Annotated in this window: 20 protein-coding genes; 11 read left to right on the plus strand and 9 right to left on the minus strand. The window is 67.1% G+C overall.

All coding sequences use genetic code 11. The features are described 5' to 3' along the window. The first annotated feature begins 73 nt into the window (after positions 1–73). The gene (dcp, locus tag ACQG3P_RS08355; RefSeq protein WP_426804757.1) at positions 74–2,230 is read left to right on the plus strand and encodes a peptidyl-dipeptidase Dcp; all 2,157 of its coding nucleotides are present in this window, start codon (positions 74–76) and stop codon (positions 2,228–2,230) included. Positions 2,231–2,421: 191 nt separating this feature from the next. On the opposite strand, the gene ACQG3P_RS08360 is transcribed toward dcp, so the two are convergent. Both ACQG3P_RS08360 and ACQG3P_RS08365 read right to left on the minus strand, forming a co-directional pair. Next, on the minus strand, positions 2,422–2,865 hold the full coding sequence (locus ACQG3P_RS08360; RefSeq protein WP_068848362.1) for a 3-dehydroquinate dehydratase: 444 nt from the start codon (positions 2,863–2,865) through the stop codon (positions 2,422–2,424). A gap of 3 nt (positions 2,866–2,868) precedes the next feature. Continuing rightward, complete coding sequence (locus ACQG3P_RS08365) at positions 2,869–3,273, minus strand: hypothetical protein (protein ID WP_426804758.1); 405 nt, start codon at positions 3,271–3,273, stop codon at positions 2,869–2,871. 242 nt (positions 3,274–3,515) lie between these two features. Here ACQG3P_RS08365 and lepB point away from each other — a divergent pair, with 242 nt between their 5' ends. Both lepB and ACQG3P_RS08375 read left to right on the plus strand, forming a co-directional pair. Continuing rightward, positions 3,516–4,142, plus strand: a complete 627-nt coding sequence (lepB, locus tag ACQG3P_RS08370; RefSeq protein ID WP_426804759.1) for a signal peptidase I — start codon at positions 3,516–3,518, stop codon at positions 4,140–4,142. A gap of 268 nt (positions 4,143–4,410) precedes the next feature. Further along, on the plus strand, positions 4,411–5,682 hold the full coding sequence (locus tag ACQG3P_RS08375) for an MFS transporter (RefSeq protein ID WP_354277732.1): 1,272 nt from the start codon (positions 4,411–4,413) through the stop codon (positions 5,680–5,682). On the opposite strand, the gene ACQG3P_RS08380 is transcribed toward ACQG3P_RS08375, so the two are convergent. Beyond that, complete coding sequence (locus ACQG3P_RS08380) at positions 5,672–6,577, minus strand: LysR substrate-binding domain-containing protein (RefSeq protein ID WP_426804760.1); 906 nt, start codon at positions 6,575–6,577, stop codon at positions 5,672–5,674. The genes ACQG3P_RS08375 and ACQG3P_RS08380 overlap by 11 nt on opposite strands. A 9-nt stretch (positions 6,578–6,586) precedes the next feature. After that, positions 6,587–7,555, minus strand: coding sequence for a LysR family transcriptional regulator (locus ACQG3P_RS08385; protein WP_068848374.1), 969 nt, complete (start codon positions 7,553–7,555; stop codon positions 6,587–6,589). Between the two features lie 106 nt (positions 7,556–7,661). Between ACQG3P_RS08385 and aceB the strand changes: the two genes are divergently transcribed. From aceB to ACQG3P_RS08405, 4 genes are all read left to right on the plus strand, one after another. Next, on the plus strand, positions 7,662–9,311 hold the full coding sequence (gene aceB, locus ACQG3P_RS08390; protein ID WP_426804761.1) for a malate synthase A: 1,650 nt from the start codon (positions 7,662–7,664) through the stop codon (positions 9,309–9,311). Positions 9,312–9,373: 62 nt separating this feature from the next. Continuing rightward, positions 9,374–10,657, plus strand: a complete 1,284-nt coding sequence (gene aceA, locus ACQG3P_RS08395) for an isocitrate lyase (protein ID WP_095362514.1) — start codon at positions 9,374–9,376, stop codon at positions 10,655–10,657. A gap of 333 nt (positions 10,658–10,990) precedes the next feature. Further along, positions 10,991–12,034: a GGDEF domain-containing protein gene (locus tag ACQG3P_RS08400; RefSeq protein ID WP_307107693.1), complete on the plus strand. Its 1,044-nt coding sequence runs from the start codon at positions 10,991–10,993 to the stop codon at positions 12,032–12,034. A gap of 12 nt (positions 12,035–12,046) precedes the next feature. Then, the gene (locus tag ACQG3P_RS08405) at positions 12,047–14,527 is read left to right on the plus strand and encodes a putative peptide modification system cyclase (RefSeq protein ID WP_426804762.1); all 2,481 of its coding nucleotides are present in this window, start codon (positions 12,047–12,049) and stop codon (positions 14,525–14,527) included. Between the two features lie 21 nt (positions 14,528–14,548). Here the strand turns inward: ACQG3P_RS08405 and ACQG3P_RS08410 are convergent, their stop codons facing one another. Next, positions 14,549–14,851, minus strand: a complete 303-nt coding sequence (locus ACQG3P_RS08410; RefSeq protein ID WP_426804763.1) for an NHLP-related RiPP peptide — start codon at positions 14,849–14,851, stop codon at positions 14,549–14,551. Positions 14,852–15,046: 195 nt separating this feature from the next. Between ACQG3P_RS08410 and ACQG3P_RS08415 the strand changes: the two genes are divergently transcribed. Next, positions 15,047–16,204 carry a putative peptide maturation dehydrogenase gene (locus ACQG3P_RS08415; RefSeq protein WP_426804764.1) on the plus strand — a complete coding sequence of 386 codons (1,158 nt, stop codon included), beginning with the start codon at positions 15,047–15,049 and terminating at the stop codon, positions 16,202–16,204. A gap of 224 nt (positions 16,205–16,428) precedes the next feature. Here ACQG3P_RS08415 and ACQG3P_RS08420 read toward each other — a convergent pair whose 3' ends face one another. From ACQG3P_RS08420 to ACQG3P_RS08435, 4 genes are all read right to left on the minus strand, one after another. Next, on the minus strand, positions 16,429–16,812 hold the full coding sequence (locus ACQG3P_RS08420; RefSeq protein WP_093535163.1) for an NHLP-related RiPP peptide: 384 nt from the start codon (positions 16,810–16,812) through the stop codon (positions 16,429–16,431). Between the two features lie 161 nt (positions 16,813–16,973). Next, on the minus strand, positions 16,974–18,971 hold the full coding sequence (locus tag ACQG3P_RS08425) for an acetyl-CoA carboxylase biotin carboxylase subunit (RefSeq protein WP_426804765.1): 1,998 nt from the start codon (positions 18,969–18,971) through the stop codon (positions 16,974–16,976). A 32-nt stretch (positions 18,972–19,003) separates the two neighbouring features. Then, positions 19,004–20,614: a carboxyl transferase domain-containing protein gene (locus tag ACQG3P_RS08430; RefSeq protein WP_426804766.1), complete on the minus strand. Its 1,611-nt coding sequence runs from the start codon at positions 20,612–20,614 to the stop codon at positions 19,004–19,006. A 10-nt stretch (positions 20,615–20,624) separates the two neighbouring features. Further along, positions 20,625–21,788: an isovaleryl-CoA dehydrogenase gene (locus ACQG3P_RS08435; RefSeq protein ID WP_068848392.1), complete on the minus strand. Its 1,164-nt coding sequence runs from the start codon at positions 21,786–21,788 to the stop codon at positions 20,625–20,627. A gap of 102 nt (positions 21,789–21,890) precedes the next feature. On the opposite strand from ACQG3P_RS08435, the gene ACQG3P_RS08440 reads away from it, so the two are divergent. From ACQG3P_RS08440 to ACQG3P_RS08450, 3 genes are all read left to right on the plus strand, one after another. Continuing rightward, positions 21,891–22,505 carry a TetR/AcrR family transcriptional regulator gene (locus tag ACQG3P_RS08440; protein WP_068848394.1) on the plus strand — a complete coding sequence of 205 codons (615 nt, stop codon included), beginning with the start codon at positions 21,891–21,893 and terminating at the stop codon, positions 22,503–22,505. Positions 22,506–22,610: 105 nt separating this feature from the next. Continuing rightward, positions 22,611–23,129 carry a c-type cytochrome gene (locus ACQG3P_RS08445; RefSeq protein ID WP_068848396.1) on the plus strand — a complete coding sequence of 173 codons (519 nt, stop codon included), beginning with the start codon at positions 22,611–22,613 and terminating at the stop codon, positions 23,127–23,129. Between the two features lie 294 nt (positions 23,130–23,423). Then, on the plus strand, positions 23,424–24,863 hold the full coding sequence (locus tag ACQG3P_RS08450; protein WP_426804767.1) for an ExeM/NucH family extracellular endonuclease: 1,440 nt from the start codon (positions 23,424–23,426) through the stop codon (positions 24,861–24,863). Positions 24,864–24,909 lie beyond the last annotated feature (46 nt).

Genomic DNA, 24,909 nt, shown 5'->3' on the forward strand with positions numbered 1-24,909 from the left:
GGGCGCGGGCAATGGGAGTAGGGTGACCGGCTGCGGTTGTGTGCCGCTTCACCTCATTCCAGGAGCCCGTTTCATGTCGCGTACCGTTATCTTGGCCGCCGCCATCAGCCTGGCGCTGGCGGCCTGTTCCGGCAAGGAGTCCACCCCCGTGTCCGACGCCCAGACCCCCGCCGCGCAGCAGCCGGCCGACGCCTCCACCAACCCCCTGTTGAGCGCCAGCACGCTGCCGTTCCAGGCCCCGCCGTTCGACCGCATCAAGGACAGTGACTACCTGCCGGCCTTCAACGAAGGCATGAAGCAGCACCTGGCCGAAGTGCGCAAGATCGCCGACAACGCCGAACCGGCCACCTTCGACAACACCATCGAAGCGCTTGAGCGCAGCGGCGAAACGCTGGACCGCGTGTCGCGCGTGTTCTTCGGCCTGGTTCAGGCCGATACCAACGAAGCGCGCCAGAAGATCCAGGAAGAAGTCGCCCCGAAGCTGGCCGAACACCAGGATGAAATCAGCCTGGACCCGAAGCTGTTCGCGCGCATCAAGACCATCTACGACCAGCGCGCCTCACTGGGCCTGGACCCGGTGCAGACCCGCCTGGTCGAACGCGATTACCAGGAATTCGTCCGCGCCGGTGCGCAGCTGAACGACGCCGACAAGGCCGCCCTGCGCAAGCTCAACGTGGAAGAAACCACGCTGGCCACCCAGTTCCACACCCGCCTGGTCGCCGCGACCGCCGCCGCTGCCGTGGTGGTGGACGACAAGGCCAACCTGGCCGGCCTGGGCGAGGATGAGATCAACACCGCCGCTGCCGACGCCAAGGCCCGCAACCTGGAAGGCAAGTTCCTGCTGCCGCTGCAGAACACCACCCAGCAGCCGGTGCTGGCCTCGTTGAGCAACCGCGAGCAGCGCGCTGCCGTGCTCAAGGCCTCGGAAACCCGCGCCGAGCGCGGCGATGGCAACGACACCCGCGAAACGGTGCAGCGCCTGGCCCAGCTGCGTGCGCAGAAGGCCAAGCTGCTTGGCTTCGAGAACTACGCCGCCTACAGCCTGGCCGACCAGATGGCCAAGACCCCGGCCGCCGCGCTCAAGCTGCTCACCGACACCGTGCCGGCCGCCACCAACAAGGCACGCGGTGAAATCACCGAGATGCAGAAGGTGATCGACGCGCAGAAGGGTGGCTTCCAGCTGGCCGCATCGGACTGGGACTTCTACGCCGAACAGGTGCGCAAGGCGCAGTACGACCTGGACGAATCGCAGATCAAGCCGTACTTCGAACTGGACAACGTGCTGCAGAACGGCGTCTTCTATGCCGCCACCCAGCTGTACGGCATCACCTTCAAGCCGCGTACCGACATTCCGACCTACCACCCGGACATGAAGGTGTATGAAGTGTTCGACAAGGACGGCACCTCGCTGGCGCTGTTCTACACCGACTACTTCAAGCGCGACAGCAAGTCCGGTGGCGCCTGGATGGACGTGTTCGTCGAGCAGAACGGCCTGACCGGCGCCAAGCCGGTGGTCTACAACGTCTGCAACTTCACCAAGCCCGCTGCCGGCCAGCCGGCCCTGCTGAGCTTCGACGACGTCACCACCATGTTCCATGAGTTCGGCCATGCGCTGCACGGCATGTTCTCGAACGTGAAGTACCCGTCCATCGCCGGCACCAGCACCTCGCGCGATTTCGTCGAGTTCCCCTCGCAGTTCAACGAGCACTGGGCGCTGGACCCGAAGGTGTTCGCCAACTACGCCAAGAACTACAAGACCGGCGAGCCGATGCCGCAGGCGCTGGTCGACAAGATCCTCAAGGCGCGTACCTTCAACCAGGGCTACGCCACCACCGAGTACCTGTCGGCCGCACTGCTCGACCTGGCCTGGCACACCCAGCCGGCCGACGCCAACCTGCAGGACGTAGCGCCGTTTGAAGCTGCCGCGCTGAAGAAGTACAAGGTCGACCTGGCCCAGGTGCCGCCGCGTTACCGCACCACCTACTTCGACCACATCTGGGGCGGCGGCTACTCGGCCGGTTACTACGCCTACTTCTGGGCCGAAGTGCTGGACCACGACTCGTTCGAATGGTTCAAGGAACACGGCGGCCTGACCGCTGAAAACGGCCAGGTGTTCCGCGACAAGATCCTCTCGCGCGGCAACAGCGTGGAACTGGCGGACCTGTACCGCGAATTCCGCGGCAAGGACCCGTCGGTCGAACCGCTGCTGGTCAACCGCGGCCTGAAATAATGCGGCCGATGTAACAACGAACGGCGGGGGAAACCCCGCCGTTCGCATATCCGGTGCCGGTGCCTGCCGGTGCCGGTGCCTGCCGGTGCCGGTCGCCCAACCGGTAGTGCCGACTGTTAGTCGGCAAAGCGCGGTCCACGGACGTTCGATCGCCGCGCGAACGGCAGCCGACTAACAGTCGGCTCTACCGCCTACGTTCCCACGCGACACCCGACCTCGCTGCATCCCAGGTGATCGAGTGCGATCTCCAACGCATGCATGTAACTCTGCGCGCAGTACCCGTGCGCCACGCCGATGCGCTGGCCCACGTCCGCCGGCAGACAATCCTCCGGCGCGCCCGCATCATCGTCATGCACTTCCACGTACACGTTGTGCAGATGCGGCAACAACCGCTGCAGCCGCGTGCTGCCCACGCACGCACCAGGATCCAGCAGCGTCACTTCGCCCCGGCTGTGATCGGCCACGCGCAACGCATCCAGCAGCTCCTGCTCTGACCCACACGCACGGATTGCCACCGTGGTACCCGCATCGATCGCCCGGTGCACCAGCGCCTTCAGAACCGGCGCCGGCAGCGGCTGCGCGGTGCGGATCAATTGCCCGCTCGCTTCCGGGCCACGAATGATGAAGATCGACATGGCTCAGGCACTCCCCACAACGGTCTGCAACCGGCGCGCGGCAATTGCCAGCGACAACCGGCATGCATCCTCGCGGCCACTGCTGCACACCACCCGCGCCACCGGCGCATGCAGCGGGTGCAGGCGCGCATCCAACCCATCGTCATCGTTGGCCGCCATCTCGATGTACGGCGCCGGCAACGCCTCCAGCGCCGCGCACAGCGCGCGGCCATGCGCGGCCCATTGCGCCGGCTCGGCGGCGCCGGTCTCGATCAGCACCCACGCCGGCTGGCTTTCCCGGGCCTGGCGCAGGCACTGCAGCAGCGCCGGCAGCGTGGCGCAGTCCTGGCAGTGGACGGCGTGGCCGGCCAGCTGGGCCGGCACCGGCAGCGGATCCGGCGACGGCTGCCGGAGCAACAGGATGGTCATGGAACACCTCGACAAAGCGCCCTGGGGCGCGGTGTCGACACGATGCGCGCGCGGGCCATAACGGGGCGATGACCCGCATGCCCGGGCCGCGTAAACAACGCGTAGTTTTTTTGTGTCGGGGCACGACCAACGGTCGTGCCCTACCGGTCCTGGCGGTAGGTGACGACCGTTGGTCGTCACGGCGGGAACTCCGGAACGTCCTGATGGTCAGACTCCAACCAACGCCCGCAAGGATCGCCACCATGACCGCTGCCGCCGCCGAACCCCGCTCCAACGGCCTGCTCCACTGGCTGAAGAAGGAAGCCCTGCCGCTGCTGGTCATGCTCGGCCTGCTCGCCGCCGCGCGCGACAGCCTGGCCAACCACTACCAGGTGCCCAGCGGCTCCATGCAGCACACCCTGATGCCCGGCGACCGGGTGGTGGTGGACATGCGCGCCTACGGCCTGCGCCTGCCGTTCACCTCGGTGGAACTGCTGCACACCGGCGTGCCACAGCGCGGCGAGGTGGCGGTGTTCGATTCCCCGCAGGACGGCACCCGCCTGATCAAGCGCATCGCCGCCGTGGGCGGCGACCGCGTGGACCTGCATGACGGCCACCTCAGCATCAACGGCCACGCGCTCGGCCAGGTGGGAACCGATGACGTGGAAGACTTCGGCCGCACCCTGGCCCAGCTCGACCTGGGCCAGGGCGGCGGCCCGGACATCACCGGGCTGGCCGTACCCGCCGGCAAGGTGCTGATGCTGGGCGACCACCGTGGCAACAGCGCCGATGGCCGCTACTTTGGCCTGGTCGACGCCAAGGCCCTGTATGGCAAGGCCGCGCGCGTGTATTACCGCCGCGGAGAGGGTTTTACCTGGCAGGCGCTGTGAGATCACGGGGCCGGCCAACGGCCGGCGCTACCGGGGTCGGGCGCCCACAACCCCGATCGGGGTCGGGCGCCCAAAACCGCGATCGGGGTCGGGTGCCCAAAACCGTGATCCACGGGTAGCGCCGGCCGTTGGCCGGCCCTCGCAAAACCTTGATCGATACGTACAACGTCTCAATCCAGACCCGTCAGGTTATGGATCGACCTGTACCGGCTGCCTATCCTGAGCGCTGATCCTTACGCACCGGCCCGCCCCCACGGGCCCAGACGCAATGAACGGCGACACCGCAGCGCTGCCCGAGCGCAGTTCCACCGCCCATCCGCCCGCGCCCTCGCAGCACATCGAGCAGGGCACCCCCGCGTTCCGGCGCACGGCGGCGGCGCTGTTCCTGGCCGGCTTCTCCACCTTCGGCCTGCTCTACACCGTGCAGCCGCTGCTGCCGGAGTTCAGCCGCCACTTCGGCGTCTCCGCCGCCAACAGCGCGCTCGCCCTGTCGCTCAGCACCGGCCTGCTGGCCGTTTCGATGCTGGTGGCCGGGTTGATCTCCGACCGGGTCGGCCGCCGTGGCGTGATGATCACCGCGCTGCTGGCCTCCACCGTGCTCTCCGCCGCCAGCGCCATGGTCGACGACTGGACCACGCTGCTGATCCTGCGCACCCTGCTCGGCATCGCACTCAGCGGCGTGCCGGCGGTGGCGATGACTTACCTGGTCGAAGAAATGGACAGCCGCGCGCTAGGCCTGGCCATGGGTCTGTACATCGGCGGCAATGCAGTGGGCGGCATGAGCGGGCGCCTGATCGCCGGCATCGTGGCCGACCACTGGGGCTGGCGCTGGGGCATCGGCGTGGTCTCGCTGATCGCCGTGCTCAGCACCGTGCTGCTGTGGGTGCAGCTGCCGCCGTCGCGCCACTTCCAGAGCCGTCGCGGCGGCCTGCGCGAACTGCCCGCGCGCTGGCGCCAGCTGTTCGCCGATCCCGGCCTGCCTTCGCTGTTCGCCACCGCGTTCGTGCTGATGGGCGTGTTCGTCACCCTTTACAACTACCTCGGCTACCACCTGCTGGCGCCGCCGTACCGGCTCAGCCAGACCGTGGTCGGCCTGATCTTCAGCGTGTACCTGGTCGGCACCTTCAGTTCGGCGTGGATGGGCCAGCAGGCCAACCGGCATGGCCGGGGCCGCGTGCTCGGCATCTGCTACGGCCTGATCGCGCTCGGCATCGTGCTGCTGTCCCTGCCATGGCTGGGCTGCATGGCGCTGGGCATCGCGCTGGTCACGTTCGGCTTCTTCGGTGGCCATTCGGTGGCCAGCAGCTGGGTCGGCAGCCGCGCGGGCGTGATGCGCGCCGAAGCCTCGGCGCTGTACCTGTTCGCCTATTACCTCGGTTCCAGCCTGGCCGGTGCCGCCGGCGGCGTGTTCTACACCCGCTGGGACTGGTGGGGCGTGTGCGCCTTCACCGCCGTGCTCACCGCGATCGGCGCCACCATCGCCTGGCGGCTGGGCCGCCGCGCACAGCCGCTGCCGGCCGCGCTCGCACTCAGCCGCTGAAGCCGCCCTGCAGCAGCCGGGTGAAATGGGTAATCAGGGGCGAGGGTGCACCGCGCCGGTAGGCCACATGCACTTCCGAACTCGCCGCGCGATCACTCAGCGGCACGAAGCGCGCGCCCTCCACATGGATGTGGCTGCACGAGGCGGGCAGCACGGTCACCCCCAACCCGGACGCGGCCAGGCTGATCAGGGTGGACGCCTCGCCGGCTTCCTGGATGATGCGCGGCGTGAAGCCGGCACTGCGGCACAGCGCAATGAAGTGATCGTGGATGCCGGCGCCCACCTCGCGCAGGAAGCCCACGAACGGCTCATGCGCGAACTGGCGCAGCGCCACCGGCGCACCGGCCGGCAGGTCGCAGATCAGCGGATGCTGGTCATGCACCACCAGCGCCAGCGGATCGCTGAACAACTTGCGTGACATCAGCGGCGTGGGCAACGCGCGCTTGCGGATCAACCCCACATCCAGCTCGTTGGCTACCAGCGCATCGATCTGCTGCAACGTGTTCATTTCGCGCAGCTTCAACTGCACCTGCGGGAACTGCTGGCGGTAGGCGAAGATCGCCCGCGGAATCTGCGTGGACAACGGCGTGGCGCGGGTTAGCCCGATGCGCAGCTCGCCGGTTTCACCGCGCTGCGCGCGCTGGGTGAGTTCGATGGCCTGGTCCACCCGCGCCAACGCGTCGGTGGCCTGCGCCTGCAGCACGCGCCCGGCCTCGGTCAGTTCCACCCGGCGGTTGCTGCGCAGGAACAGGCGCGCGCCCAGCAGCGTTTCCAGCTGCCGGATCTGCTGGCTGAGCGGCGGCTGCGACATGCCGAGCCGCTCGGCGGCACGCCCGAAGTGCAGGGTATCGGCCACCGCCAGGAAGTAGCGCAGGTGGCGCAGTTCAATCGACATGGCAGCGCATCAGCGTTCGGAATGACCGCTTTCATCATAGCTGCGCGGACTGAACAGGTCCGGCTGGATCAGCTCGATGAAGGCGCGTGCCTGCGGCGACAGGAAGCGGCCCCGACGCACGATCACCCCATAGCTGCGCTCGGGGAACCACGCGCTCATCGAGCGCGTCACCAGCCGGCCGCGGTCGGCATCGTTGAGGCACAGCGCCGGCACGATGGAAATGCCCATGCCCATCGCTACGTACTGCTTGATCACCTCCCAGCCGCCCACCTCCAGCGCCACCGTGTACGGCACGCGCTGGCGCTGGAACACCTGGTCCACCAGCCGGTAGGTGATCTGCCGCTTGGGTGGCAGCACCAGCGGGTAGGCCGAAATCGCCTGCAGGGTCAGCTCCGGCGCGGTGGCCAGCGGGTGGTCGGGCGGGGCGATCAGCACCTGTTCGAAGCGGTAGGCCGGCGCATAGCTCAGGTCGGCCGGCACATCGGTCATCGAGCCCACCGCCAGGTCGGCCGCATCGCTGCGCAGCAGGTCGGTGCCATCGGCGCTGATCGCGTTGTGCAGGGTCAGGCGCACGTCCGGGTGGCGCTGGCGGAAGCGCTCCACGATGCGCGGCAGCAGGTACAGGATGGTGGAGCTGTTGGCGGCAATGTTGAGCTCGCCCGCATCCAGCCCTTTGACCTTGTCGCGGAAGCTGGCCTCCAGCCCGTCCAGGCTTTCCACCAGCGGCTGGGCCATTTCAAACAGCAGCTGGCCCTCGCGGCTGGGCACCAGCCGCCGCCCGCTGCGCTCGAACAGGCCGACCCCCAATTCGCGTTCCAGCGCCTGCAACTGCTGGCTGATCGCCGGCTGGCTGACGAACAGGGCCTCAGCCGCACGTGAGACTGAGCCCAATCGCACCGTCTGGCAGAACGCCCGCAGCGGCTTGAGCCGGTCAGACTTGTAGGAAAAACGGGGACTTGGCGGCTTGGGTGTGGGCATGGCGTAACGAATATAAGCGAAGCTTATGTAAAGCATTGCGATAACTGTTTTGTCAAATACCACACTCCGGCGCACGGTGGCATCACCCGCAACGCAGGAGTTGGACATGTCCGCTGTCGCCGCCTTCGCCACCGCCCAGCCCACCCCGGCCGATGCCCCGGCCACCCCGGGCATCGCCCTGACCACTCAGCTTGCCGGCCAGTCGGCCCTGCTGCCGGCGGGGGTATTGGCGCTGCTGGTGTCGCTGCACCGCGCGGTGGAACCCGAACGCCAGCGTCGCCTGCAGGCCCGCCGTGAGCGCCAGGCCTTCTTCGACGGCGGCGGCCTGCCGGATTTCCGCACCGACACCGCCGCCATCCGCAGCGAGGACTGGCGCGTGGCGCCCATCCCCGACGCCCTGCAGGACCGCCGCGTCGAGATCACCGGCCCGACCGACCCGAAGATGGTCATCAACGCGCTGAACTCCGGCGCCAAGGTGTTCATGGCCGATTTCGAGGATTCCACCGCCCCGGCCTGGCGCAACCTGCTGGCCGGCCAGCAGGCGCTGATCGGCGCAGTGCGCGGCGACCTCACCCACACCGCGCCCGGCGCGGACGGCAAGCCCGGCAAGCACTACGCGCTGCGCCCGCTCGACGAACAGGCCGTGCTGATCGTGCGCCCGCGTGGCTGGCACCTGGATGAAAAGCACGTGCGCATCGATGGCCAGCCGCTGGCCGGCGGCCTGTTCGACGCGGCGGTGTTCGCCTTCCACAACGCCCGCACCCTGATGTGCCGCCAGCGCGGCCCGTACTTCTACCTGCCCAAGCTGCAGTCGATGGAAGAGGCCGCGCTGTGGGAAACCGCGCTGTCGCACATCGAAGGCATGCTCGGCCTGCCGCATGGCCAGATCAAGGTCACCGTGCTGATCGAAACGCTGCCGGCGGTGTTCGAAATGGACGAGATCCTGCACGCGCTGCGCGACCGCATCGTCGGCCTGAACTGCGGCCGCTGGGATTACATCTTTTCCTACATCAAGACCTTCCGTAAGCACGCCGACAAGGTGCTGCCCGAACGCGGCCAGGTGACCATGACCCAGCCGTTCCTGAAGGCCTATTCGGAACTGCTGATCCAGACCTGCCACCGCCGTGGCGCCCACGCGATGGGCGGCATGGCCGCGCAGATCCCGATCAACCACGATGCCGCCGCCAACGAACAGGCCATGGCGCGGGTGCGTGCCGACAAGCTGCGCGAAGTCACCGCCGGCCACGACGGCACTTGGGTGGCGCACCCGGCGTTGATTCCGGTGGCACAGGCAATCTTCGACGCGCACATGCCCGGCCCCAACCAGCACGCGGTGCTGCGCCGCGACGTGCGCGTGGGCCGCGACGAGCTGATCGCCGCGCCCACTGGCACCATCACCCGCGTCGGGTTCGAGGGCAACGTGGAAGTGTGCGTGCGCTACCTGGCCGCCTGGCTCGACGGCAACGGCTGCGTGCCCATCCACCACCTGATGGAAGACGCGGCCACCGCCGAGATCAGCCGCAGCCAGCTGTGGCAGTGGCTGCACGTGCCCGGCCAGCACCTGGACGACGGCACCGCCATCGACCTGGCCCTGCTCGACGCCACCCTGGCCGCGCTGCCGGCGCGCCTGGGCGAGCGCAGCGCGCTGCCGGGCGGGGCGCGTATCGACGAGGCCATCGCCCTGCTCGGTGAGCTGAGCCGCCGCAACGAACTGACCGATTTCCTGACCTTGCCGGCCTACGACCGGATCGATTGACCCGCTCAGCCGGGCAGGGCCCGGCGCTACCGCCTTCGATGTTCATCCCCTGGAGAATTGCCATGACCAAGCTGCCGACCGCCGAACAGATCCAGCACGAATGGAACACCGACCCGCGCTGGGCCGGCATCCAGCGCAACTACAGCGCCGCCGACGTGGTGCGCCTGCGCGGCACCGTGCACGTGGAGCATTCGCTGGCCCGGCTGGGCGCGGAGAAGCTGTGGAAGTACCTGCATGAAAAGGACTTCGTCAACGCGCTCGGCGCGCTGACTGGCAACCAGGCCATGCAGCAGGTCAAGGCCGGCCTCAACGCCATCTACCTGTCTGGCTGGCAGGTCGCCGCCGATGCCAACCTGGCCGGCCAGATGTACCCCGACCAGTCGCTGTACCCGGCCGATTCGGTACCGGCCGTGGTCAAGCGCATCAACAACACCCTGCTGCGCGCCGACCAGCTGCACCACGCCGAAGGCAAGGACGACATCGACTTCCTGCAGCCGATCGTGGCCGATGCCGAAGCCGGCTTCGGCGGCGTGCTCAACGCCTTCGAGCTGATGAAGGCGATGATCGAAGCCGGTGCGGCCGGCGTGCACTTTGAAGACCAGCTGGCCTCGGTGAAGAAGTGCGGGCACATGGGCGGCAAGGTGCTGGTGCCCACCCGCGAGGCCATCGAGAAATTGAACGCCGCGCGCCTGGCCGCCGATGTGCTGGGCGTGCCCACCCTGCTGGTGGCCCGCACCGACGCCGAGGCCGCCGACCTGCTGACCAGCGACATCGACGCCAACGACCAGCCCTTCGCCACCGGCGAGCGCACCGTGGAAGGCTTCTACAAGACCCGCAACGGCCTGGACCAGGCCATCAGCCGCGGCCTGGCCTACGCCCCCTACGCCGACCTGATCTGGTGCGAGACCGGCAAGCCGGACCTGGAGTTCGCGCGTAAGTTCGCCGAAGCCATCCACGCGAAGTACCCGGGCAAGCTGCTGGCCTACAACTGCTCGCCCAGCTTCAACTGGAAGAAGAACCTGGACGACGCCACCATTGCGACGTTCCAGAAAGAAATCGCCAGCTACGGGTACAAGTTCCAGTTCATCACCCTGGCCGGCTTCCACGCCCTGAACTACTCCATGTTCAACCTGGCCCACGGCTACGCCCGCCGCCAGATGAGCGCCTTCGTGGAACTGCAGGAAGCCGAATTCGCCGCCGCCGACCGGGGCTTCACCGCCGTCAAGCACCAGCGCGAGGTCGGCACCGGCTACTTCGACGCCGTCACCCAGGCCATCCAGCAGGGCCAGTCCTCCACCACCGCCCTGGCCGGCTCCACCGAAGAGGAACAATTCCGGGCGGCCTGACGCCTGGAATCGGCGGCTGCGGCCGCCGCCGGGTGGCCGCGCCACCCGGGTAACCCCGGCCGTTGGCCGGATCCCCGGGAACCCACCCCGAAGAAGGCCGCCCCTGTAGGGGTGGCCCTTCTTTTATATGCCCCCGCCAGATGCTACGGTCCGCAAAAGGCTCCATGCGGTAGGGGATGGCCGGTTCAACCCGGTCGCTGCGTTGGGGAAGACTGGGCCGGAGCGCCGGAGAAATCCGGGCGCCGGGGCATGGAAATGGGATGAGGCGCACACTTTTAAGGGGTGCTATCCTCATTCGCTCACCGGGGAACGCTGGGAAGCGGGTGTACGGGAATGACCGGCAAGCTTGCGACGAATGTGTGCGAACGAGCGTCAGACATCGCGCAGACCGCGATGGCTGAGATCGTGCACGCTGTCCTGAGCGCCGGAGAATTCGCCCTGTTTGCCGAATTCGGCCAGCATCGCGCGCTGCGCACCGGCGAGCACCTGTTCCTGCGCAACCAGGCCGGCAGCACCATGTATGTCATCGTCACCGGTGCCATCGAGCTGGATTTCGGCGAAGACCTGGTGGTCAAGACGCTGGGCCAGCATGAGTTCTTCGGCGAACTGGGCCTGCTGATCGGCGACCACCCGCGCAGCGCCGACGCGCGCGCCACCACCGATTCGCTGGTGCTGGAACTGGACCACACCGATTTCCAGCGCCTGGTCGACCGCGACCCGGGCTTGGTTGCCTACTTCCTGCGCCGCACGATCATGCGCGTGGTGAGCAACGAACAGGTGCTGATCCGGCAGCTGCGCCGGCGCAACCACGACCTCGAAACCGCGCTGGACAACCTGTACGTCACCACCCACCAGCTCACCCACACCCGCGAGCTGGTGCGTACCGACGAGTTGACCGGCCTGCACAACCGCCGCGGCCTGGCGCTGTACCTGCAGGAATGCCGCAACCACGACAACGGCGCGCCGCAGGGCCTGCTGCTGATCGACTGCGACCACTTCAAGCAGGTCAACGATGAGTACGGCCACCAGGCCGGCGACCGCGTGCTGCAGAGCGTGGCCAACATCCTGCGTTCGGTAGCCACCGAACAGGATCGTGCCTGCCGGTTGGGCGGGGATGAGTTCTGCCTGCTGTTGCGCCAAGCGGATCCCGATACCCTCCAGCACGCGGCCCAGTTCATCCTTAGTGCCGTGCACGGCCTGATGGGCCGGCCGGGCGGCCAGCCGCATGTCTGCCCGGTCAGCATCGGCGTGAGCCTGCTGGAACCGGACAGTGACTGGAGCGATTGGTACGCCCGCGCCGACAATGCGCTGTACCAGGCCAAGCGCCTGGGCGGCAACCGGTTGCACTGGTCGCGTGCCGCGACCGCCACGCCCTGACGGGGTATTCGAATGAACGGCGACAACGGAACGTCGACCCAGTCCCCACAGTTGCGCGCGCTGCTGTTTACCGATCTGTGCGATTCGCTGATCCTGGTTGAACGCATAGGCGACAGCGCCGCAGCCGAGGTCTTCCAGCAGCACGACCGTTTGGTGCTGGCGCTGCAGCAGCAATGGAATGGACGCCAGATCGACCGCTCCGATGGTCTGTTCCTGCTATTCGACCGGGCGATCGACGGGTTGGGGTTCGCGCTGGACTATCGCCGCGAACTGCAGAAGCTGGGCGAGCAGTGCAACCTGCCACTGCGCGCCCGTGCCGGACTACACGTGGGCGAAGTGTTGATCTGGGACAACACGCCTGAAGCTGTCCAGGCAGGTGCCAAACCAGTGGAAGTGGAAGGTTTGGCAAAGCCGATGGCTGCGCGCCTGATGGCGCTGGCCCTGCCCGGGCAGATCCTGCTGTCGTCGGTAGCCGAATCGTTGACTCGTCGCGCCAGCAGCGAGTTGGGAGAACGAGCGGAAAAACTGCAATGGCGCTCGCACGGCCCGTGGTTGTTCAAAGGCATTTCAACCGTGCAGCAGGTGTTCGAGGTGGGTGAGCCCGGCTTCGGACCGATGCGCATGCCCAAAGCCAACGCCAAGGCACAGCGCAAGCTGCCGATCTGGCGTCGCCCGGCTGCATTGGCGGCAGAAATTGCAGTGATGGCGATGTTGGGCGTCGGAGGCTGGATGCTGCTGCGTCCCGAGCCTGCCATCGCCTTCGCAGAGCGCGACTGGGTAGTGGTGGCAGACGTAGACAACATCAGCGGCGAGCCGCTGTTCGACAGCAGCCTGCAACGGGCATTGTTGCTGAGCCTCGAGCAGTCACGCTACGTCAACGTGCTGTCGGCGGCGAAGGTGCAGGAGTCGCGCGAGCTTCTGCGGGTGCCGGCCGAACGTGGGCTTGACCGCCAACTGGCCGGCGACATTGCCTCGCGGGAGGGGGCGCGCATGGTCTTGGCCCCCAGTATCAACGTGTCCAACGGACGTTATGTCGTCGCAGTGGACCTGATGGATCCGACCACCGACAAACTGGTACGAACCTACCGGGCGGAGGCCAAGGGGCCTGAAAGCGTTATCGAAGCGGTAGACGACGTGATTGGTCGATTGCGCGCTGGCCTGGGCGAAACCGTTGCATCGGTGCAGGAATCGGTGCCTCTTCCGCAGGCATCCACCGGCAATCTGCAGGCTCTTAAATCCTTCGCGCTGGCCGAGAACGCCCTGGGACGCCGCCGCTTTTCCGAAGCAGCAAAGTTGTACGAAGCAGCGCTCGATGCAGACCCGGATTTCGCCATGGCGCATGTAGGACTGGCCAAGCTGCTGGTACGCCTGGACCGGCGAACCGAAGCGCTGCCACATCTGGAACGCGCCCAGTCTTTGTACGACCGCCTTCCCCACCGCGAGCGGCTTTACCTGAAGGCATGGGCCACCGAGATGCGACCCGACGCGTGGCCGCTGGAAGACTGGCGGGTGCTGGCCGATGTGTATCCGGATTCCTTTGCTGGACTCGCGAACACATCCTGGTATCTGGTTATGGACAATCGGTTCGAAGAGGCTGAGCGATATGCCCGTGCGGCGGCGGTGCCGCAAGACCCGATGCGTGCATATCCAATGCAGCACTTGGGCTGGATCCAGCTGGGCACCAATCGCTATGACGAAGCGATGCGCAGCTTCCAGGTATCCGAGCAGATGACGGGGCGCAATGCCAGCGATGCACGGGTGGACGCTCTCATCGCGCTGCGGCGCTACAAGGATGCCCACGCACTGCTGGCCATGTTGCCCAAGGGCCGCGACGAGGTGCAGGCCATCATGAACCAGCGCGCGCGAATGTTGCTGGCGGCAGATCAGGACGACTGCACCGGAATGGCAGATGCGATGGCCAGCGAGGCCGAGCCGGCTGAATCGGTGGACTTCCGCATCCACGTGCAGCTGATGCATGCAGTGGTGGATGCGGCCTGCGATCGCCGCAATTCCACGGCGCTGGCCCAGATCGCCACTCATCTGGCTCCGTTGCTGGCTAACACCCGTGACCCGAACCTGCCGGACCGGGTCAGCCGGCTGCTCAGCCTGATATACCTGGCCCAACGCCAAGGCGACCAGACCTTGGCAAACCGCTTGCTGCGTGAGTACGCGCCGCTGTTTGTGGAACAAAAGAGTCCGGTCATCACCAAGTGGCGCACCCTGGTGCTGGCCATGCAACAACTGGGCGAAGGCCAACCTGCGAAAGCAGAAGCGCTCTTGCTACCGTTGATGGACGGCACCGAGCCGGTGCAGGCGCGTGTGGCCCTGCGCCAGGTGCAGCGCGAACTTGGCAACGTGGTGGAATTCCAAGAGCAGAACGAATGGCTGTTTGATCATCGCGGCCGCGGCTTTGCGGAAGTCGCAGTCATGCAATTGATGCAGCCGCTCAACGTTCACGACACGTTGGCCGACGCCAGCCTGCGCCCGCAGTAACGCGGGCACAGGCCGACTGTCTTACTTGAGTGCGTCGCCGACCTTGCCAGCTTCAAAGCAGAAGATCACATGCATGGCGGTGTAGGAGGTGCTCAGATGCTTCTCGAGCTGCGCCTGCACGGCCCGCAATTCCTCCACCGACGCCAACTTCTGGATATCGCAGCAGTCCGGCTGCGCGTCCACGTCGTAGCCGATCTCGGCCAAGGCCTTGCGTGCGTCGGTCTGGAAACGTTCGCGGAAAGCGGAATCGTCGATCAGCTTGCTGACCAGTCGTGCAGCGGCTTCAGGTGCAATCTTGCTCTTACCGGAGTTTTCTTCGCTCATTGCGGTCGGTCCAAGGGTGGAGACAAGGTTATCGGCCGGTTTGACCCGGAATGTAGAGCCACGCCCTGTGTAGCCGGGTAGCGCAGGGTTGCGGGCTGTGAGGCAACACGTAAAACCCGCCGATTACAGGACACGCAGGCCGTGCTGTCCAGTTTCCTCCCTTAGAATGGCCAAATACGCGTACGGACCGTCCACATGAAACTGCGCCGCTGCACCATCGTGATGTTTGAGCCCCGGGAAGAGGTCCAGTTCGACCTGCAGGCGATTCTGCAGGGCCGGGCGGAGCTTGCTACCCGCAGTGCCTGGTTCGCCATTGCCGCGCACCTCGACCAGCCCGTGGCGGTCAGCGTGGCGCAGCGCGAGCTGCTGGGCGGCTTGAGTCCACGGCATTGGCAGCATGCATCCAGCCTCGAGGACAGTCAGCAGGTATGGCAACCCCTGCTCGATGCAGGCCTGCTGATCTCGGACGACGAGTCATATTCACTTCATCGCCTGCGAGACGAAGCCCTCCGAGACAGCCACTGGTGGCCACTATCCGCCTTGGCGCACCGCCATGGCCGTTGGGAAGGGGTAGACAGCGCAGCCGAGATGCACGCCAATAACCTCACCACCGCCAGCGGGCTGCGCTCGCAGTTGGGTGCGCCGCCGCCGGCCGTGGAGCCACGGCCCGGGCACTACGAACCACTGCCGCCGGTAGGCCGTACCGACTACGATCAGTTACTCGAGCGCAGGACAACCTGCCGAAACTTCGACGGACAGCGGAGCATCAGCCGAGAGCTTCTTGCGCAGCTCCTGCAGCGGACAGTCAAGGCACAGGCCGTGGTGCAGGTGGAAGCAGATACCGAGTTCCTGAAAAAGAACGTGCCCTCCGGCGGCGGCCTGCATGCCACCGAGACCTACCTGCTGGTGCAGCGCGTGGACGACCTCCAGCCGGGGCTGTACCACTACCACCCGGTGCAGCATGCACTGGTCGCGCTGCCGCGCCATTGCGACCGTCCGCTGCAGGAGGTTGCAAACGCCATGCTCTCAGGGCAGGACTGGTTTGCAGACGCGGCCGCGCACCTGGTGCTGGTGCCGCGCTACGCGCGTACCTACTGGAAGTACCGCAATCACGCCAAAGCATACCGCGCGTTGCTGCTGGACGTGGGGCACATCTCCCAGGCCCTGTACATGGCGGCCACCGAACGTGGCATGGCCGCATTCGTCACGGCCGCCATCAATGAAGGCGATACCGAAGTCGCCTTGGGCCTGGACGGTATCACCCAGAGCCCCGTGGCGATTGTTGGCGTGGGATGGCGGGGTGAAACCCTCGGCACCGCCGAATTCGATCCGAATCGCCTGGTCTGGGGATAGCACGGCGTAGATACCATGATGCTTGCCTGGAACCCATCATGGCTCGGTTGTGTGCACTGCGCCGTTTCTACCCGGCTCGAGAAAAAATGCAGCCGGCGGAACTGAGTTCGCCGGCTGCTTTGAACGTTTGAACCAGTCCTTGCTTGCGCGCATCGGCGAGCAGAATGCGAAACCCACCACCCTTTGTCAGCAGGTTGAGAGGTTCGTTAGTGCACGCTCGCTCGTCACCGGTTGTTGGCAGGTGACGCAGAGTACTGCAAGTTCGATGGCAGCGGTCGGATTCCAAGCTGAGGTACAGGGCCGCCAGCCTCGAAGCAGAACACAACGCGGAACGGCGATTTGACTTGGAGCTGCTTGGCGAGGGTCTCGCGCATCTCCTGGAATTCTTCCTTCGAACCAAGGTTGGCGATCGGGTCGCAGCAGTTCCGGGTCAGGTCTGTGTCAACGCCGAGCGTCGCTAGTGCGTGCGAAGGGTTGGCAGAGAAACTGGCGCGGAACTGATCGTCGCTTGTCAGAAGATCAAGAAGACGCTGCACAGTGTCCGCAGGTAGGGGTGCACTTGTCGAAGTCATTGGAAGGTCCCTGAGTTGGAAAGCGTCAGCTGCCATCGCCGGTCGAGGCGACAAATCGCGCCACTCCCGAGCGGAAAATGCTGGCCAGCCAGTGTATGGGCCTCCCGGGCCGGTCGGGCGATGATAAGAGGAGCCCCGGATGGATCATACATCCCGCGTGGGGCTAAGCCACCCATGGCGCCAGGGGTCTTCGGCCATCAACCACCATGTCCAGTGGTGGCTTCGAAATCCACCAGCACCGCGCCATCGGCCACCTGGTCACCCGCCTTGACCCGATACCCCTGCACCGTGCCATCGGCCGGGGCCTGCAGGGTGTGCTCCATCTTCATCGCTTCCAGCACCAGCAACGGTGTACCGCGCACCACCTGCGTGCCCGGTGCCAGCAGCGTGGCCACGATGCGGCCCGGCATCGGTGCGACCAGGCTGCCGGCATCCGTTACCGCGTGGTCGGCTTCGCTGACCGGATCATGCAGGGTGAAGCGCTGCACGCCGTCGCTGCCGAACAGGTACAGCTCGCTGCCATCGCGTACCACGCGGGCGCGGTGCAGGCGCTCTCCCACCTGCAGCGCCAGCCGCTCGCCCACCATCCGGCCCTGCGCCGATACCGTGGTGCCGCCCACCTCGATCGACCACGCCTCGCCATGGCCTTCAACGGCCAGCACCTGCTGGTGGCCACGATGCTCCAGGGTCAGGCGCCGCGCCGCACGCTGTCCCAGCCGCCACCCATCGCGCGCCTGCCACGGCGAGTGCGGGTCGCGCGCATCCACAGGCGCCGCTGCGTCCGTCGCCATCGCAGCTACGGCTGCCAGCGCCCACAGGGCAGGGTCGGTATCGCCCTGATGTGGCGCCAGTGCGGCCTGCTCGCGTTCGATCAACGCGGTATCCAGCCTCGCGTTGGCGAACGAATCGGTCATCACCAGCCGGCGCAGGAACGCGGCGTTGGTGGTCACGCCTACCACTTCGCACTCGGCCAGCGCCTGCTGCATGCGGCGCAGCGCCGCATCGCGGTCCACATCCCACACGATCAGCTTGGCGATCATGGGGTCGTAGAACGGGGTGATCGCATCGCCCTGTTCCACACCCGCATCCACGCGCACGTGCGCGCTGCCGGACGGCAGGCGCAGGTGGCGCAGGGTGCCGGTGGAAGGCAGGAAGCCCTTGTCTGCATCTTCGGCGTACAGCCGCGCTTCCAGTGCATGGCCGTTGATCTGCAGCTGTTCCTGCTGCAGCGGCAGCGGGGCGCCGCTGGCCACGCGCAGCTGCCACTCCACCAGATCGGTCCCGGTGATGCACTCGGTCACCGGGTGTTCCACCTGCAGGCGGGTGTTCATTTCCATGAAATAGAAATCGCCGTCGGGCCCGGCGATAAACTCCACCGTGCCGGCGCCCACGTAGTTCACCGCGCGCGCGGCATCCACCGCGGCCTTGCCCATGGCGGCGCGGCGCTCGGGCGTCATGCCCGGCGCAGGTGCTTCTTCCAGCACCTTCTGGTGGCGGCGCTGCACCGAGCAGTCGCGCTCGAACAGATACACCACGTTGCCGTGGCTGTCGCCGAACACCTGGATCTCGATATGGCGGGGGCGCTCCACGTACTTTTCCACCAGCACGTGCGCGTTGCCGAAGGCGGACTGCGCCTCGCGCTGGCAGCTGGCCAGCGCCTCGGTGAAGGCCGCGCTGTCGTCCACCTTGCGCATACCCTTGCCACCGCCGCCGGCGCTGGCCTTGATCAGCACCGGGTAGCCGATGCCGTCGGCCTGTTCGCGCAGGAATGCCGGTTCCTGGGCGTCGCCGTGGTAGCCCGGGGTCAGCGGCACGCCGGCCTGCGCCATCAGCGCCTTGGCCGCGCTCTTGTCGCCCATCGCACGGATCGCCGCCGCAGACGGGCCGATGAACACGATGCCCGCCTCGGCGCAGGCCTGGGCGAAGTCCGCGTTTTCCGACAGGAAGCCGTAACCGGGGTGGATCGCCTGCGCGCCGGTGCGGCGTGCCGCGTCCAGGATGGCGTCGGCGCGCAGGTAGCTTTCGCGCGCCGGTGCCGGGCCGATGCCCACGGCCTCGTCGGCAAGGCGCACATGGCGTGCGTCGCGGTCGGCGTCGGAGTACACCGCCACCGTGGCAATGCCCAGGCGCTGGCAGGTGGCGATGACGCGGCAGGCGATTTCGCCACGGTTGGCGATCAGGATCTTGGTGAACATGGAAGTCTCGTTGCGCATGCCAGGGGGCCGGATCACATCCGGAACACGCCGAAATCGGTCTTGCGGGCCGGGGCGTTGAGGCTGGCCGACAGGGCCAGGCCCAGTACGCGGCGGGTGTCGGCCGGGTCGATCACGCCGTCATCCCACAACCGCGCGCTGGCGTAGTAGGGGTGGCCCTGCTGCTCGAACTGGTCGCGGATTGGCGTCTTGAAGGTGTCTTCGTCCTGCGCCGACCACTGCCCGCCCTTGGCTTCAATGCCATCACGCTTCACCGTGGCCAGTACGCTGGCCGCCTGCTCGCCGCCCATCACGCCGATGCGCGCGTTCGGCCACATCCACAGGAAGTTGGGCGAGTAGGCGCGGCCGCACATGCCGTAGTTGCCGGCGCCGAACGAACCGCCGATCACCACCGTGAACTTGGGCACCTTGGCGCAGGCCACCGCCATCACCAGCTTGGCTCCGTCCTTGGCGATGCCGCCGTGTTCGTACTTGCGGCCCACCATGAAGCCGGTGATGTTCTGCAGGAACACCAGCGGAATGCCGCGCTGGGTGCACAGCTCGATGAAGTGCGCGCCCTTGAGCGCCGATTCGGAGAACAGGATGCCGTTGTTGGCGATGATCCCCACCGGGTAACCGTGCAGGTGCGCAAAGCCTGTCACCAGCGTGTTGCCGTAACGCGGCTTGAATTCGTCGAAGCGCGAATCGTCCACCACGCGCATGATCACCTCGCGCACGTCGTAGGGCTTGCGCGTGTCGGCCGGGATCACCCCGTACAGTTCCTGCGCCGGGTAGCGCGGTTCCACCGGGGCCTGCACCGCCAGTGCCGGCTCGGGCTTGCGCCAGTTGAGCTGGGCGATGATCGCGCGCACCCGCGCCAGTGCCTGCAGGTCGTTGTCGGCCATGTGGTCGGCCACCCCGGAAATGCGCGTGTGCACATCGGCACCGCCCAGTTCCTCGGCGGTGACCACTTCACCGGTGGCGGCCTTCACCAGCGGCGGGCCGCCCAGGAAGATGGTGCCCTGCTCGCGCACGATCACCGTTTCATCGCTCATCGCCGGCACGTAGGCGCCGCCGGCGGTGCACGAGCCCATCACGCAGGCGATCTGCGGAATGCCCTGCGCCGACAGGTTGGCCTGGTTGTAGAAGATCCGGCCGAAATGGTCGCGGTCCGGGAACACCTCGTCCTGCAGCGGCAGGAACGCGCCACCGGAATCCACCAGGTAGATGCACGGCAGCCGGTTCTGTTCGGCCACTTCCTGCGCGCGCAGGTGCTTCTTCACCGTCATCGGGTAATAGGTGCCGCCCTTGACCGTGGCATCGTTGGCCACGATCACGCACTCCACGCCGGACACGCGGCCAATGCCGGCCACCACGCCTGCGCTGGCGATGCTGTCGCCATACATGCCGTGCGCGGCCAGCGGTGCGATTTCCAGGAACGCGCTGCCCGGGTCGAGCAGGGCATCGATGCGGTCGCGCACCAGCAGCTTGCCGCGCGCGGTGTGTTTCTGCCGCGCCGCTTCCGTGCCGCCCAGCGCGGTCTGCGCCAGGGTGGCGCGCAGGTCGTCGACCACCGCCTGCAACGCAGTGCGGTTGGCCTCGAAGCTCTCGCTGCCCGGTTGCAGCTGGGTGCTCAGTACCGTCATGGCTTCGTCCTTACTTGGTGCGCTGGAACAGTTCGCGGCCGATCAGCATGCGGCGGATTTCCGAGGTGCCCGCGCCGATTTCATACAGCTTGGCATCGCGCCACAAACGCCCGGTCGGGTATTCGTTGATGTAGCCGTTGCCGCCCAGGATCTGGATCGCCTGGCCGGTCAGCCAGGTGGCCTTCTCGGCCGAATACAGGATCGCACCGGCCGCATCCTGGCGGGTGGTGCGGCCCAGGTCGCAGGCGCGCGCCACCGCATACACATACGCGCGGCAGGCGTTGAGGCCCACGTACATGTCGGCCAGCTTGGCCTGCATCAGCTGGAACGTACCGATCGCCTGGCCGAACTGCTTGCGCTCATGCACGTACGGCATCACCACGTCCATCGCGGCCGACATCAGGCCCAGCGGGCCGCCGGACAGCACCACGCGCTCGAAATCCAGCCCGGACATCAGCACGTTCACGCCGCCACCGACCGCGCCCAGCACGTTCGCTTCGGGCACTTCGCAATCCTCGAACACCAGCTCGCAGGTGTTGGAGCCGCGCATGCCCAGCTTGTCCAGCTTCTGCGCGGTGGAGAAGCCCTTCATGCCCTTTTCGACCAGGAAGGCGGTGATGCCCTTGGCGCCGGCTTCCACGTCGGTCTTGGCGTACACCACCAGCACGTCGGCATCCGGGCCGTTGGTGATCCACATCTTGTTGCCGTTGAGCACGTAGTGGTCGCCGCGCTTGTCCGCGCGCAGCTTCATCGACACCACGTCCGAACCGGCGCCCGGTTCGCTCATGGCCAGCGCGCCGACCTTCTCGCCGCTGCACAGGCCGGGCAGGAAGCGCTGCTTCTGCTCCTCGGTACCGTTCTTGCGCAGCTGGTTCACGCACAGGTTCGAATGCGCGCCGTAGGACAGGCCGATGCCGCCGGAGGCGCGCGAAATCTCTTCCATCGCCACCACGTGGGCCAAGTAGCCCATGCCGCTGCCGCCGTATTCTTCTTCCACGGTCAGGCCGAGCAGGCCCTGCTCGCCGAGCTTGCGCCACAGCGGGTGCGGGAACAGGTTTTCCTCATCGGCCTTGGCCGCCAGCGGCGCGATCTCGGCCGAGGCAAAATGGGCCACGCTCTGGCGGAGCATGTCGATCTCTTCGCCGAGGTCGAAGTTCATGGTGGGGACGTGCATGAGGCGGCTCCGCAACGGCTGGAAGGGGTCGAATGCTCCCAGCCTAGTCCTCCCGGGGGTAAAAGTGAACACAAATTCAAAAATTGAACATAGAATCAGCAAATGGCCTATAAACGCTCAGCTTTGATGGAAGAACGCCTGGCCGGGGCCCGCGAGCGGATCCTGCTGGCCACCCGGCGCCTGGTGGCGGCCGGCGGCTACCGGAATGCCCCGGTCACCGCCGTGGCGGCCGAAGCGGGGGTATCCACCGGGCTGATCTACCGGCACTTCCCGTCCAAGGCCGAGCTGTTCGTGGAGGTGCTGACCGACGCGGTCGAGCATGAACTGCGCATCTTCGAGGCCATCGCCGCCGAACCGCTGCCCGCGCCCGAGCGCCTGCGCCGGGCGATCACCGCCTTCGTGCGCCGCGCGCTGGCCGGCCCCGGGCTGGCCTATGCCTTCATCGCCGAACCGGTGGATCCGGAAGTGGAAGCCGAGCGCATCCGCTGCCGCCGCCTGTTCGGTGACGTGTTCCGCCGCATCGTGGCCGATGGCGTTGAAGCCGGCAGTTTCCCTGCGCAGGACACCGACGTGGCGGCCGCCTGCATCGTCGGTGCGTTCACCGAAGCGCTGGTCGGCCCCACCGCGCCCAGCCGCGATGCGCACGGCGACCAGACCGCGCTGGTCGAATCCATCTGCGTTTTCTGCCTGCGTGCTGCAGGCGCCTCCCAGGTCTGATGCTGCATTGCGGTAGTGGGAGGCGGCTTGCAGAGCGCCGCCGACGCTGGTCATACTCGGCCGACAAGCCGTGGTCCAACGACTACCAGCCAGGGGTAACAGAGAGTGCGGAATTACGACCTCGAGTTCCTGAAACGCTTTTCCATGGTCATTGCCTTATTGATGGCCATCACGCTCGGATTGATCCTGTTCGCCGCGTACCTGCACACCCGCATTCCCCCTGAAGTCTCGCCCCAGGCCGCCAAGCGCACCGAACTGCGTATTGCCCCGGCCGGTGCGGTCTATGCCGGCGCCACCGGTGCCGCCGACCAGGCCGCCGCCAAGGCGGCGGCCATGGCCAAGGCCGCCTCGCAGGTGGCTTACGGCGGCACCACCGACGGCAAGGTGATCTTCGACAACCTGTGCACCGCCTGCCACACCACCGGCGTCGGCCAGGCACCGACCCTGGACCACGCCCATTGGGATGCACGCCTGGCCCAGGGCAAGGACACCCTCTACAAGCACGCCATCGAGGGCTACACCGGCCCGGATGGCGGGATCATGCCGCCCAAGGGCGGCAACCCCGGCCTGAGCGAAGAGCAGATCCACGCCACCGTCGATTGGATGCTGGCAAACCTGAAATAACCCGCGCACATCACGAACGGCAAAGCCGACAGGTAGAGCCGACTGTTAGTCGGCTGAGGGTAGAGCCGACTGTTAGTCGGCTGCAGGTAGAGCCGACTGTCAGTCGGCTGCCGTTCGCGCGGACCCTGCAACCTCCCGTGCTCCGGAGCCAAGCCGACTAACAGTCGGCTCTACCGGTCGGCTCTACCCGCCGGGTCCAACCGTCCCGCCCGGTCCGCGCATCCAGCCTCTCCGGCAAAGCCGACTTTCATGTTTCACGGTTACCCTGTGCACCCGTTTCCGGAATCGCCGTCGATGCGCCGTCGCACCCTCGCTCTTGCCCTGTCGCTGCTGCTGCCCGCCACCGCCTTCGCCCAGGCCCAGCCGCAGCCACGCCCGACCGCATCGACCCCGGCGACCTCCGCCACCGTCACCCTCACCGCCGCACCTGCCGACTGGCGCACCCTCGACGGCCAGCACGTGCGCATCGCCGCCCCGCTGACCCTGGCCGGCACCGACGGCCTGGCCCGTTTCGGCGAACTCACCGTCGCCTTCGACGGCCGCCTCTGGCAGCCCAGCGAAGTGGCCGCCCCCGGCACCGATGCCCACGCCAAGGTAATCGCCGATAACCAGCGCCGCCGCCTGCTGCTCGATGACGGCAGCACCGCGCGCGACCCGGGTCCGGTGGCCTACCTGCCCGCCGCTGCCACCCTGCGCACCGGCACCGTGCTGCGCAACGTCGAAGGCATCGTCCACGTGGACGCCAAGGGCACCCCCCGCCTGCAGGTCACCACCCCGCTGACGCTGCCGGCACTGAACCGCCCGGCCGTCCCGGTGGTGCCCGGCGCGCTCAAGGTGGCCGCCTTCAACCTGGAAAACTTCTTCAACGGCGACGGCCAGGGCGGCGGTTACCCGACCCTGCGCGGCGCCCGCACCCTGGCCGAACACCAGGCCCAGACCGCCAAGCTGGTGGCCACCGTCAACGCGCTCGGCGCCGACGTGGCCGCGCTGATGGAACTGGAAAACGACGGCTACGGCCCGCAGTCGGCGATTGCCGAACTGGTCGCCGCGCTCAATGCCAACCGCGGCAAGGGTGCGGACTGGGCCTTCATCGACGCCGGCAAGGGCCCGGGCGAGAACCCCATCCGCGTGGGCATCATCTACCGCAGCTCGCGGGTGACCCCGGTGGGCGCCCCCGTCGTGCTGGACACCGCCCCGTTCGGCCCGCACAGCCGCGTACCGCTGGCCCAGGCGTTCCGCGCCGGCAAGGGCGCGCCGTTCGTGGTGGTGGCCAACCACTTCAAGTCCAAGGGCTGCTCGGAAGCGGCCGGCGCCGATGCCGACCAGAACGACGGCCAGGCCTGCTGGAACGCCACCCGCGTGGAATCGGCGCGCCTGCTCAACCAGTGGCTGGGGACCGACCCGACCGGCGCCGGCACCACCGACGCGATCCTGCTGGGCGACTTCAACGCCTACGCGATGGAAGCCCCGATCCGCACCCTGCACGACGCCGGCTGGCGCGACGCCTTCGCCGTGGCCAAGGTCGAGCGCCCCTACAGCTACGTCTACAACGGCATGACCGGCCGCCTCGACCACGCCCTGCTCAGCCCGGGCATGGCCAAGCGCCTGCGCGGCGCGGCCGAATGGCACATCAATGCCGACGAAGCCGACGACGTCGGCTACCGCGACCGCAACGAAGCCGGCCCGTGGCGCAGTTCCGACCACGACCCGTTGATCCTCGGTTTCGACCGGTAACGCCCCGAATACACGCGGATATCGAACCGGAAACGAACGGATATCG

The sequence above is a fragment of the Stenotrophomonas sp. SrG genome (assembly GCF_050031795.1).
Lineage (GTDB): Bacteria > Pseudomonadota > Gammaproteobacteria > Xanthomonadales > Xanthomonadaceae > Stenotrophomonas > Stenotrophomonas rhizophila_A.